Source organism: Candidatus Pelagibacter sp. RS40, assembly GCF_002101295.1.
Lineage (GTDB): Bacteria > Pseudomonadota > Alphaproteobacteria > Pelagibacterales > Pelagibacteraceae > Pelagibacter.
This window is the reverse complement of the sequence record NZ_CP020778.1, coordinates 1170706-1183907: the sequence shown is the minus strand read 5'-3', so window position 1 is coordinate 1183907 and position 13202 is coordinate 1170706. Positions and strand designations below refer to the sequence as shown.

Sequence of the window (13202 nt, the reverse complement as noted above, 5' to 3'; positions counted from 1 at the left end):
AAAATGAAAAAAGATAAAAAAATAATTAGTGAATTAAATCCTACGCTTAAAATTATAAGAGATAATAAACCAAAATGGTATTTACCAGAAACAAGAAGAGAGGGTTATAGAAATTTACATAAAATTAACAGATATGGTCTACTTCTAAGATCTGATCATGTATTAAAATTAAACCAAAAATATAATGACAAGATAGAAAAAATTCCATCAGTAAATAAAATGATAAATCATAAATATTTTTGCTCATTGTTGGTAGGCAAAGATCAAGACATTCTATATGAAAAATATGCAGATGATTTTAACGAAAATACCCCACAAACAATAATGTCTATCACAAAAATGTTTATTAATTTATTTATTGGAGAACTTGTTGAAAAAAAAATTATTGAATTAAATAAAAAAGTTTCAGAATATTTACCTAATATTGGCTCTGGGTATGCATCTGCAACGATTCAAGATGTTTTAGATATGAATATTCAAAATGCTTATAGCGAAGATTATACAGATCCATATACCTCTTCATTTTTACATGAACCAGTTTGTGGTTGGAGACTACCCGATGATTTAAATTATAAAGTAAGCCAGGAAGAATTTTTAAATTCTATTAAATCTTTGACGGATCAAGATTTAAAAAATACTTCAGATTTATCTCATTACAAATCAGCAAATACAGATGTAATGGGTTTATTAGTTGAAAAAGTAAGTGGAAAAAAACTTAAAGAATGGTTGCTGGAGGCTGTAGAAGCAGCAGGTTTTGAAGATGCCATGTATATGGGGACAGATAGATTTAGCATGCCTTGGATTTCGGGAGGCGGATGTTTAATCTCTAGAGATTTTTTGAGATATGGTCTTCTTTTTTCAAGAAAAGGGCATGGGGTATTGAATAGAAAAATCGGTTCTGAATTTTTCTTAGATGAAACATTAAAAAATAAAGGGACTAAATATATGGAATTATCAAAAAATAAATTTTTAGAGTACTCAAATTCAACAATGAAATGTGGTAATTGGATTGGCCATTCAGGTCTTGGAGGTCAATTTTTGGCAATAAATTTAAATAATGGAGTTGTTGCAAGCTATTTCTCTGTAATTGAAACAGATTCTGGAACTGATGAAAATTATAAGAAAGATATGATTAATATGATGGATGAAATAGTTAATAATAATTTTTAATTAATAATTTTTGTTTATTTTTTCTGCAATTAATATTTTTCTTTGCATTTCTCTTAAAACAGGTTTTTCTATAAGTTTGCCATCAATTACAACCAAGCCTGTATTTGACTCGTTAAATTGATCTACAATTTTTTTTGCATGACTAATTTCTTCTTTTGAAGGTGTAAAAACCTCATTTAAAATTCCTATCTGTTTAGGATGGATAGAGCCTTTGCCTGTAAAACCAAGATTTTTTGCAAGCTCTGCCTCTTTTTTCATTCCATCCATATTTTCTAAATCTAAGTATGGAACATCTATTACATCAACCCCAATACTTGCGCCTGCATGAACTAATTTTGATCTTGCGTATACTAAATTTTCCCATTTATGCTCACATCTAAGCTCAGCTGCCATATCAACACCTCCAAAATACAATGCCACCGTTCTTTTGCTTGCATGGGCAATGTCATAAATACATTCTAAAGCCTCGTTCGTTTCCATTATTACATGAAGGTCTGTATCTAAATTACAATCTGTAAGCAGATCATCGATAAATTTTATTTCATCTGGTGTTTTTACTTTGGGAAGCATTATTGCACCGATGTTTATTTTACTTGAGGCAAAGGCCTCTAAATCTAATAATCCATGTTTTGTTCTTTGACAATTAACTCTTACAACCAGTTCTACATCTTCTTTAATCTTGAGCATTTTTAAAGCGTTAAGTGTGTTATTTCTTGCATCATTCTTATCCTTAAGCGCTATACCATCCTCTAATTCTATACAAACCATGTCGGCCCCAGACTCGATTGCTTTTGGAAACATCTCTGGTTTTAAACCTGGTGTAAATATAAAGCTTCTTCGTACTCTTAGTTTATTTGAACTCATTTAAATTTATAATGGTATAATCTTGTTTATTAATATTTAAAGCTATCATAGTAACTAAATTGACTTCAATAAAAAAATTTAATTTTAAATTTTAAAAAATTTCGAAGTATTGATTAATTTACTCAGATATAGATTGTATAAGTCTTTTTAAATGCTTGTCGTTAACTCCACAACAGCCCCCAACAATTTGAATTTGATCATCTATTAATTCTAAAATTGAGTTTGAAAATTCTTCCTCTGTCATAGTTATTATTGCTTTATGTGTATTAGTGTCAAATTTATGTATTTCAGGATAAAACATGATTGGTCCTTTCCAATTATTCTTCAATATTTTTAAACCACCAATGCTATCTTGAAACCAAGTGTGCATTATTCCATAAACATCACCTCCTAAATTCGTAAGTGATTTTATTATATCATCTAGTAAAATTATTTTATCTTCAGGTAAGTATTTAGGTTGGTCTTTATACTTATTCTCATCATAAATCAGTGATTTTTCTTTCTCTGCTCTAAAATTTCTTCCAATAACGGAATTGTCAAATTTACTATCGCAACAACTCAATCCAACCCATACTGGTAAACCAGTTTCGAGAGCTGCACTTAATAAAATTTTAGAGTGGTCTACATCCAAAAGCATTTCTAGAACCAATAAATCTGCTCCAGATTCTTTTAAAATTTTTGCAGCTTCTTTGTAATTTTCTTCCTCTTTTTTAAAGGTTGGTACAAATTCTGGATTTGGAACAAACTCATTTTCCTTTAGAGGAAAAAAGTTTGATAGGCTACCCGCTACTGCAATTTTATTTTCTTTTCCAGTATTTGATATCGCTTTTCTAGAAAGTTTAACTGAGTCTGAGATAAATTTATGTACTTGATCACCTTTGTTTAAACTTTCCAAATTATGTCTGTTAGTTGCAAATGTATTTGCGGTAATAATATCACAACCAGCATTAATAAAATTTTCATGAACTTTAATTACAATATCTGGTGATGTTAAAGTTGCTAATGCAGAAAATGCAGGGCTCATGTCACCGCCAAGTTTTGCTATTTCAGAACCGTTCCCTCCATCTAAAAATATTTTATTTTTTGATTTTAGCTTTTCTTTGAAAAGCATTTACTATGATTCTTTTGGGGCTAACACTACTGCAAGCACACCCCCCAACACAATCATGGAGCTACCAACAATTTCTCGCCATCCAAACGGTTCATCTGTTAAAATACCAGCAGAAACAACCCCAACAACAATTTCACTCAAATATAGTATTGCACAAAGTCCAGCACCTAGAACTGATGGTGACCACATTATTATTACGCCTGTAGGAATAAAATAAAATACTGAAATAAGAACCAAAAAAGTAAACATAGAGAGAAAAGCCTCTGCAGGTGGTACAGGTCCTAGATAATCTTTTAAAATATAACCAGCGAAAATATTAAATATTGTTCCATAAAAGAAAAAAGAAAATATTACAGGAAATACTCCATCTGTTTTAGTAATTTCCAAACGTATAAGCCCACCACCAAAAAGAACACCTCCTACTAAGGCCAACCAGTCTCCAGCATTTTGGGGTAGTGGTACAATATTAGATTTACTAAAAACAATCCATAAACCACCAAGAGCAAGACCCAATGTTAAAACTCTTTCTAAGCCAGGTCTTTTCTTTAAAAAAATTATTTCAAAAATTGTTGTCCAAACTGGTATCATGTAAAACATGATTAATGCACGCACAACATCTGTTAATAAAAAACTTAAGGCATAACATATAAAACCACTTCCTGTTAAAAGACCAACAAATGGTATTTCTAATCCTGATGAACGACCTTTAAATTTTCTCCACAAAGAAATTGGAGTTAGTAATAATATACCTATAATCATTTGAGAAATAGTTCCCCACCCCCCAGTTAAGCCACCATTTTCTAAATATCTTTGAGGAAGCCAATAAACTCCCCATGATCCAGCTGCTATTGCTAACATAAAAGCTATTTTAAAATGATGTCGATGTCTTACCATTAGTTTAATTTTGGTTTGTAATTTGAATTATTATAAATTTCCTCAAAGATTTTTGCAAAAGCAAATAGTTTTAAGTCGTCTTTATTTTTACCAATAATCTGCATTCCCATTGGTAAACCATTTTCATTAAAACCAACAGGAATAGTTATAGTTGGTAGCTCCAAGAGGCTTGATATAATAAAAACTTCTAGCCATCTATGATATGTATCGAGACTGGTCTCGTTAATTTTACTTGGAAATTGAATACTTTTATCAAAGGGAAACAATTGAGCAGAAGGTAAAGCTAAAAAATCAAATTTATCAAAAATTTTATTAACTTGCTCATTACATCTTTTTTTTTGTTCAAAAGCTAATTTTAAGTTATCAGATTGAATATCTTTACCTTTGTTGTATTCCCAAATTGCTTGAAATGTCATGGAATTTATATCTTTAATACCCATACTTAATGTATCTTGATAAATACTTTTAGATCTAAAGGTGGTCCAGCTGTTCCATAAAGCATCAGTATCTAAGCTTGGCTTTAAATATTCAATTTCAAGATTATTTTTTTCTAAATCTTTTAATTTTTTTTCACATATATCTAAAATGGATTTTTCAATATTATATTTACCATTCATATTAGATAGCCAAACAATCTTTAAATTTGAAAATTCTTTCTCTGAAAACTTTGCATTTCTAAATGAACTATCTAAATCAAACGAAATTTTATCTATTGGATGCCTTCCGGTAATAGCATCAATTAAAAATGTCATATCATTTGGTGTTTTTGCAAAACATCCTGGTGTTGTTAAAATAGGTATATCAAAATTTTGATATGTTCGATCAGCAGCAATCAAACCAGGAGTTGGTCTATATCCATAAATATTTGCATATGCAGCTGGACCTCTACAAGATCCCATTTGATCAGTACCGTCCGCAAATGGAAGTAGCCCAGCTGCAACCGCTGAACTTGCACCACCACTCGATCCTGCTGCAGACTTTTCAAAGTTATAAACATTAGATGTAGGTCCAAAAAGACGGTTAGTAGTATGTCCGCCAACACCTAATTCTGCGGTATTTGTTTTACCAATTATGATTGCTCCATTATCTATTAGTTTGTCTACAAATAGTGAATTTTTCTTAGGGCTATTATTTTTTGATCCTGCATAACCATATGTAGTTTTTAAACCAACAACATCAGAAAGATCTTTGATCGCTATAGGCAAACCATTTAAAATTTTTTTGCTATTTTGTAAATTATCTTTCTGTTCTGCTTCCTTAATTAATAATTCTCTATCTTTTTGTAAAACTATAGCATTAATATCTTTATTAAATTTTTCTATTCTTTCTAAGTAGTAAACTAAGACTTCTTTAATTGAGATTTGTCGGTTATTTATATTTTTTTGAATTTCTTCAACTGATAGATTATCAAGCATTAAAGCTTAACGAGCTTTTTTTATACTTTGTAAAACCATTTCTTTCATTTCTTCAAAAGAGACTTTCTTTGGGTTTTGGCCATACGCTTGATCTTTCATTGCTTTCTCTGCAATTCTTGCTGCACTGTCCTCGGGAACATTTAATTCACTTAAGCTTTTAGGGATTTTAACTCTATCTAACAAATCTTCCATATTTTTAATGAATGCATCAACTGAATGATCTTTATATTGCATTGCTTCAGACATTCTTTGAACTTTTTCCTCCATACCAGGTAAATTGAAACGTAAAACTACGGGTAAAACTATTGCATTAGTTAAACCATGGTGCGTATTGTACTCAGCACCAACCACGTGAGATATAGAATGTACATTACCTAATCCTTTTAAAAATGATATTCCTGCTAAACAAGATCCAACATGCATTCCACCTCTTGCTAAAATACTATCTGGTTGTTCTACGGCAGTTACTAGTGATTTGGATATCAATGATAGACCTTCTAATGCTGCTCCATCACACAGAGGATTAAATCCTGGAACGCAGTATCCTTCAATTGCATGAATTAATGCATCTACACCTGTCCATGCTGTTAGATTAGCGGGTAGTCCTATTGTTAATTCTGGATCAATTAATGCTAATGAAGGTCTCACATCAGGGTGCCACATGCAAAATTTCATTCCCTCTTTTAAATACGTTACCATAGCTGTAATTTCTGTTTCTGCTCCTGTTCCTGCTGTTGTAGGAATAGTTATAATTTTTGGAAATGGGTTATCTTTACTTATTATTGGAGGAGTTAACTCAAACTCAAAATTTCTGAGTGGAACATCATTATTTGCTGTTAAACAAATTAATTTACCTCCATCCATAGCACTTCCACCACCTATAGCTATGATTGCATCATGATTTCCATCTTTAAATTTTTTGCAACCAACTGAAACTTCATCCTCTCTTGGATTAGGGGATATATCGAAAAATAAATCAGATTTTACATTAGAATCAGACAAATAACTTTGTAAATTCGAAATAAATGGCAACTTTGGACTTCCCTTGTCAGTTACTATCAAGGGATTTTTTATATTTAAGTTATTACAAATTGTTCCAATTTCTTTTAAACGTCCGGCTCCGTACGCAATATTGGTTGGGAAAGTCCAATCTTGATTTGATAAGATATCAGATTCATTTAGTTTAAAGTTACTCATTTTATTTGTAAGGTTTATACAATTTTTTAAAAGATTTTAACAATGAAATTATCATCTGAAAAAGTAGATGTGAAGAAAACCTATCTTGCTGTGACTACGATGCTCATGGCTATACTTTGTATAGATTTTTACATGGTTGTGATAAAATTTCTTGGTGATGAATATTCTGTTATTCAACTAGCAGTTTTTAGAAATGCAGCGGGAATTATTCCTTTAATTCTTCTAATAATATTCACGAAAGAATATTTTTCAATTTTTCGAAAAATTGACAAAAAATTTTTAATTTTAAGCTTTTTTAGAGGTTTAGCATTTTTATCAATGAATATATTTGTATTTATTTCTGTAATAAATTTAGAGTTTGCAACAGCAATGACTTTGACATTTTCATCACCATTTTTTATTGTAATTTTATCTATATTTTTTTTAAAAGATAAAGTTGGTAAATATAGATGGTCTGCAATTTTTTTAGGTTTCTTTGGTGTTGTTCTAATTATGAAACCAACCAGTGAGATATTTAGTTTTTATTCAATATTTCCAATTATGACTGCATTTGCATGGGCGATCAGTGTTATAATACTTAAATTTATTCCCGAAGGTCATTCAACTGCAAAAATACAATTATACTCATTAATTTTTAACGTACTGGGTGGACTAGTATTATTTTTTATAACCAGCGGCCATGTTGAAATCAAAAATGTTCAAGACTTTTTTTTAATGACACTAACTGGTATTCTTGGTGGTACAGCTGCTATTTTATTTATTTATTCTTATAGATTAATCTCCGCAAGTAAGATGGCATCATTTGAGTATTTAGGAATACCCTCATCATTTGTATTAGGGTGGATTTTTTTTAATGAAGCGCCTTGGGCTCAACTTTTTCCTGGAGTTATATTAATAATATTAGCAGGTATGATAATTATTTGGAGAGACAAGGTTAATGAGAAAAGTATAAAAGGCAATAAACAGATTAACTAGCAGATCTCATTGATTTCATCACAATAGAACGGTCAATTTCACCTAGCAAGTCTCCAGTTTCAGAGCAAATAACTGGAAATTTTTTATCGGTATCAACAAGTTTATCTATCAAAGTTTCAATTTTAGAATTATCAGGAATGCAGTCTGCTTTAGATGAATAAAGTTTTTTAGTATCATCGCAACAATCTTTTCTCATTACTTTTCCTGCACTTAAAACTTTATACTTTGGAACATCTTCACAAAAATCTTTAACGTATTGGTCTATAGGATTTGCAACTATTTCCTCGGGTGTTCCAACTTGTGAAACTTCTCCGTCTTTCATTATTGCGATATGATCTCCCATTTTAATTGCCTCTAAAAAATCGTGTGTAATAAAAACCATAGTTTTTTGTAGTTTGTCTTGAATTTTAAGTAGTTCATCCTGCATCTCTCTTCTTATTAGTGGATCTAAAGCTGAAAATGGTTCGTCAAAAATTAGAATTTCAGGATCTACAGCAAGTGCTCTAGCCAAACCCACTCTTTGTTGCATTCCACCAGATAACTCTCTTGGGTAGTTATTGTGCCAACCTTCTAATCCTACCATTTTCAATACTTCCATTGACTTATCTAATCTGTCTTGTTTTTTACTTCCTCTAATTTCCAAACCATATCCAATATTTTCAATAACTGTTCGGTGCGGGAATAATCCAAAATGTTGGAATACCATACTCATTTTATTTCTTCTAAGATCTAAAAGTTCACTATTACTCATTTTTGTTACATCGGTATCATCCATTTTAACAGTTCCAGACGTGGGTTCTATTAATCTTGAGATACATCTAACTAAAGTAGATTTTCCACTTCCTGAAAGGCCCATGACAACAAAAGTCTCACCTTTAACAATTGAAAAACTTACATCTTTAACAGCAACAACATGTCCTGTTTTTTCTTGAACCTCTTTTATAGATAGGTTTTTGTCTAAATTTTTGATTATTCTTTTTTCATCTGGTCCGAATAATTTCCAGATATTTGAGCAAGTGATTTTTTGTTCAACAGCCATTTAATTACTAATTGTGAAATAGACAATATTTTACTTTAAAAGTAAAATTATTTATTTAAATTAAATATTTTATGTCTTCTGAACAAACTGTAATTGTTGATAAATCAGGCAGCTCCAAAAGTGTTATCACCTATGTTGCAATAATATTGGTATTTTTAGTTGCGCTATTTTTATCCAGTCAAAGTGAAGGTCCTTCCAAACTTCCTAAAGTTGTAACTGATGAATTTACTTTTACTGCTTGGGTAAATGATGGTGAAGACTATTTAAAAAAAAATTATAGATGGATGACAAAAATTATAGCTGGATACATTAAGTCTGGTTATTACTTTTTAGAGGATTTTTTAATAGATTCTCCATGGCTTTTAGTAGCTTCAATAATATTTTTACCATGTCTGATAGCAGGTGGCTTAAGGTTAGGATTATATTCATTGTTTGTAATTTACTTTTGGGGAGCTGTTGGAATGTGGGATGAGTCACTTCAGACTGTAGCTCTGATGGGCTTATCCGTTTTACTCTGTGTTTTCTTTGGTGTCATTCTTGGTGTTTTATGTTCGCAAAGTGATCGCTTTGATGGTTTTATGAAACCAATACTAGACACGATGCAAGTAATGCCTGCTTTTGTCTATTTATTTCCTGCGTTGTTCTTTTTTGGAATTGGAGGTGCTCCTGCAATTTTAGCAACAATGATTTATGCTATGCCACCTGTAATAAGATTAACGAATTCTGGTATAAGACAAGTTTCAAAAGATACAATAGAGTCCGCAACATCATTTGGATCAAGTAAATTGCAACTACTATTTAAAATAAAAATCCCGTTATCTTTACCAAGTATAATGATGGGAATTAACCAGGTAATTATGATGGCATTAGCTTTAGTTGTTTTAGCTTGCTTTATTGGTGCAGAAGGTATTGGTGGTCAAGTATGGTTAGCTATTAGAAACCTCGATGTTGGTTGGGCAATGGAAGGTGGTTTGTGCATATTATTTATGGCTATAATGTTTGATAGATTTAGTATGTCTTTAACAAAACAAAAAGATATTCTGCCATCAGATGTACAGCCTTTTTATCTTCTACCTCAAAGTTGGGAAAAGTTTCAAGTTGCAAGATTAATTGAAAAACCTATTTTATATTTACATTTTGCAATAAATTTAATCTGTAAGAGTGTTACTAATTTAATAGCTACCTTTGTTAAATATATCTTTTCAATTTTTAATAAAGAGAATGCTGAAGATTTAAGAGAATTTTTAAGCAGAAGATATTATGTCATACCATCTTTTATAGTCTTTATAATTATTTCGTTGGTTGACAGTTATCTAATTTCAATTGGAACTTTCCCAGAAGAATGGAAATTATCAATCAGGCAGCCTATTGCAGATGGAGTTAAGTCATTAACTATAAATCCAGGCTTTATAGCATTTACAAAAGGCTTAAGAGCTTTTGTATATCTTAATTTGTTAAGACCACTTGATACATTCTTAACACATATACCATGGTGGTATACTATGAGTGTATTTGTTGCAATTGGCTATTTTACAGTTAATTTAAGATTTGCAATCATAACTGCTTTGCTTCTTCTATTTATTGGTGCTTGTGGAATTTGGCCACAATCAATGATAACTCTTTCATCAGTTTTAGTTTCTGTTGTCTTATGTTTTGCAATTGGTGTTCCACTTGGAATTATCGCATCTTATAACCAAAGGTTTAAGGAAGTTTTAAATGTTGTGCTAGACGCAATGCAAACACTTCCTTATTTTTGTTATCTGATACCAGTTTTAATGTTTTTTGGTGGAGGAATAGTTTCAGCTGTACTTGCAACTGTTATTTATTCAATTCCTCCAATAATAAGGCTAACTGCACTTGGTTTAACACAAGTATCAGGTACATACTCTGAGGTATCAAGATCTTTTGGAGGAACGCTTCTTCAAACTTTACAAAAAATTAAATTTCCGCTAGCCGTTCCAAGCTTGGTTATTGGATTTAATCAAACAGTTGTAATGGCATTTGCAATGCAAATTGTAACTCCTTTAATTGGTGGTAAGGGATTAGGTTTAGAAGTATTCAATGGATTAGCTAGGTCTGATACTGGAAGAGGATTAGCTGCAGGGATCGGTATAGTTCTTCTTGCTATAATTATTGATCGTATAACTTTAGCTTGGACTAAAAAACAAAGACAAGCACTCGGATTAGAAGCAAATTAGGATGACCAAAGATAAAGGTCTGCCTTTAACAAGTAACCATTGGGGTACTTATAGAGCTAAAGTTAAAAATGGTAAAGTTGAGGAACTTGTTGGTTGGGAGCATGATAAAGATCCATCACCTATCGCACAAGGAATAGTTGATGTTTTAGACGGACCAACACGTATCGATAAGCCAATGGTTAGAAAAAGTTGGCTTGAAAGAGGTCCAGGGGCAAACAATAATTTAAGAGGTGTTGAACCATTTATTGCAGTTAGTTGGGATAAAGCAGAGGAACTTGTAGCAAACGAAATTAATAGAGTAAAAGAAAAACATGGAAACTCCTCAATATTTGGCGGTTCATATGGTTGGGCCAGTGCAGGCAGATTTCATCATGCCCAAAGCCAATTACATAGATTTTTAAATTGTGTTGGTGGATATACTAGATCAAAATTTACATATAGTTTTGCTGCTGCAGAAGCAATGGTTCCACATATTCTTGGGAGTTATCGTGCTTATCTTGATACATGTACTAGTTGGGAGTCTATAAAAAAAAATACAGAAATTTTTATATGTTTTGGGGGAGTTCCAATAAAAAATGGACAAATCTCACAAGGTGGAACAGGTCATCACTATCAAAAAGAAAATTTGATTGAGTCTGCAAAATCAGGCATAGAGTTTATAAATATTAGTCCACTTAAATCTGATTTAATCAACGAGGTAAATGGTGAATGGATTGCAGCAAGACCAAATACAGATACTGCTTTAATGTTAGGACTGGCACACACAATTTACTCAGAAGGACTTTGCGATACTGATTTTTTAAATAAATATACGGAGGGCTTTGATAAATTTTTACCCTACCTTTTAGGAAAAAATGACGGTATTGAAAAAAGTGCCGAATGGGCTTCAGCAATTTGTAATATTTCAGTATCTAAAATTAAAGAGATAGCTACTAAAATTTCAAAAAAAAGAAGTATGATTTCAGTGAGCTGGTCTTTAACTAGACAAGATCACGGTGAACAACCTTTTTGGATGGCTATTATGCTTGCCTCTATGATTGGTCAAATAGGATTACCAGGAGGTGGGTTTGGTTTTGGTTATAGTGCTACAAATTTTATTGGTGGTCAATTCAAAGTTTTACCAGGAGCAGCATTTCCACAAGCAGAAAATGAAATAGAAAATTTTATACCAGTTGCAAGAATTAGTGATCTTTTGCTTAATCCAGGAAAAAAATTTGATTTTAATGGAAAGTCATATGTGTATCCTGATACCAAGATAGTTTACTGGGCAGGTGGAAATCCATTTCATCATCATCAAGATTTAAATAGACTAATAAAAGCTTGGGAAAAACCAGATACGATAATTTCAAACGAATGGTGTTGGAATACACTTGCAAAAAGATCTGATATTGTTTTACCTTGCACTACTCCGTTAGAGAGGACTGACATTATGATGACGCCTAGAGATCCATTTGTTGTATCTATGGATAAAATAATTGAACCATATGGGCAATCTAAAAATGATTTTGAAATATTTGCAAATATTGCAAAAAAAATGGGTATTGAGGAAAAATTTACTGAAGGAAAAAGCCAAGATGATTGGCAAGAATGGATTTATAAACAAACATTTGATAGGGCGGCAGCAGCAAATATTGAAATACCTAAATATGAAAAATTTAGAGAGCAAAAATGGTTTAAAATTAATGATCCAACAGAACCAACAATAATGTTGAAAGATTTCAGAGAAGATCCTAAAAAAAATCCACTTGATACACCTAGTGGTAAAATTGAAATATTTTCAAAAACCGTGGCTGATTTTAATTATGATGATTGTCCAGGACATCCTGTATGGTTTGAGCCTTGTGAATGGCTGGGCAAAGTAAATAAAAAATATCCTCTTCACTTAATATCAAATCAACCGAAAAATAAACTACACAGCCAAATGGATCACGGAAAATATAGTAAGTCATTCAAAATAAATGAAAGAGAGCCTCTGGAAATTAATCCTTTGGATGCAAACAAACGTAATTTAAAAAATGGAGATGTAGTTAGAATGTTTAATGAGAGAGGATCTTGCTTAGCTGGAATAAAAATCACTGATGATGTAATGCAAGGAGTGGTACAAATGAGTACTGGTGCATGGTATGATCCAGAAAATCCTAGCCAATATGGAAGTATGTGTAAGCACGGTAACCCAAATGTGTTAACGCCAGATAAAGGTACATCAAAACTTGGACAAGGTCCTATTGCACATTCTTGTCTTATTGAGATAGAAAAATATAACGATAAAGTCCCAAAATTAACTGCCTTTGATCCACCTACAATTATAAGATCTAACGCAAAAACAAATTAGAGAGATT

The 13202-nt window shown here is 31.6% G+C and carries 10 protein-coding genes; 4 read left to right on the top strand and 6 right to left on the bottom strand.

The features are described from left to right. Positions 1-3 precede the first annotated feature (3 nt). Positions 4-1170: a serine hydrolase domain-containing protein gene (locus B8063_RS06025; RefSeq protein ID WP_085070455.1), complete on the top strand. Its 1167-nt coding sequence runs from the start codon at positions 4-6 to the stop codon at positions 1168-1170. Here B8063_RS06025 and B8063_RS06020 read toward each other — a convergent pair whose 3' ends face one another. From B8063_RS06020 to B8063_RS06000, 5 genes are all read right to left on the bottom strand, one after another. After that, positions 1171-2034, bottom strand: coding sequence for an HpcH/HpaI aldolase/citrate lyase family protein (locus B8063_RS06020; protein WP_085070453.1), 864 nt, complete (start codon positions 2032-2034; stop codon positions 1171-1173). A 118-nt stretch (positions 2035-2152) separates the two neighbouring features. Then, positions 2153-3145, bottom strand: coding sequence for a homocysteine S-methyltransferase family protein (locus B8063_RS06015; RefSeq protein ID WP_085070450.1), 993 nt, complete (start codon positions 3143-3145; stop codon positions 2153-2155). A 3-nt stretch (positions 3146-3148) separates the two neighbouring features. Further along, entirely contained in the window at positions 3149-4003 is an 855-nt protein-coding gene (locus tag B8063_RS06010; protein ID WP_198150957.1) for a DMT family transporter, read from the bottom strand. A gap of 35 nt (positions 4004-4038) precedes the next feature. Continuing rightward, positions 4039-5454 (bottom strand): amidase family protein, encoded by a 1416-nt coding sequence (locus B8063_RS06005; protein WP_085070445.1) that lies wholly within the window; start codon positions 5452-5454, stop codon positions 4039-4041. Between the two features lie 6 nt (positions 5455-5460). Continuing rightward, positions 5461-6651 carry an iron-containing alcohol dehydrogenase gene (locus B8063_RS06000; protein ID WP_085070443.1) on the bottom strand — a complete coding sequence of 397 codons (1191 nt, stop codon included), beginning with the start codon at positions 6649-6651 and terminating at the stop codon, positions 5461-5463. Positions 6652-6693: 42 nt separating this feature from the next. Here B8063_RS06000 and B8063_RS05995 point away from each other — a divergent pair, with 42 nt between their 5' ends. Next, on the top strand, positions 6694-7626 hold the full coding sequence (locus tag B8063_RS05995) for a DMT family transporter (RefSeq protein ID WP_085070441.1): 933 nt from the start codon (positions 6694-6696) through the stop codon (positions 7624-7626). Here the strand turns inward: B8063_RS05995 and B8063_RS05990 are convergent. Beyond that, complete coding sequence (locus tag B8063_RS05990; protein ID WP_085070439.1) at positions 7619-8665, bottom strand: quaternary amine ABC transporter ATP-binding protein; 1047 nt, start codon at positions 8663-8665, stop codon at positions 7619-7621. The genes B8063_RS05995 and B8063_RS05990 overlap by 8 nt on opposite strands. A 71-nt stretch (positions 8666-8736) precedes the next feature. Here B8063_RS05990 and B8063_RS05985 point away from each other — a divergent pair, with 71 nt between their 5' ends. Both B8063_RS05985 and B8063_RS05980 read left to right on the top strand, forming a co-directional pair. Continuing rightward, positions 8737-10863 (top strand): ABC transporter permease, encoded by a 2127-nt coding sequence (locus B8063_RS05985; RefSeq protein WP_085070437.1) that lies wholly within the window; start codon positions 8737-8739, stop codon positions 10861-10863. A gap of 1 nt (position 10864) precedes the next feature. Then, a complete protein-coding gene (locus tag B8063_RS05980) occupies positions 10865-13195 on the top strand; it encodes a molybdopterin guanine dinucleotide-containing S/N-oxide reductase (RefSeq protein WP_085070434.1) in 2331 nt (776 codons plus the stop codon). Positions 13196-13202: the final 7 nt, after the last annotated feature.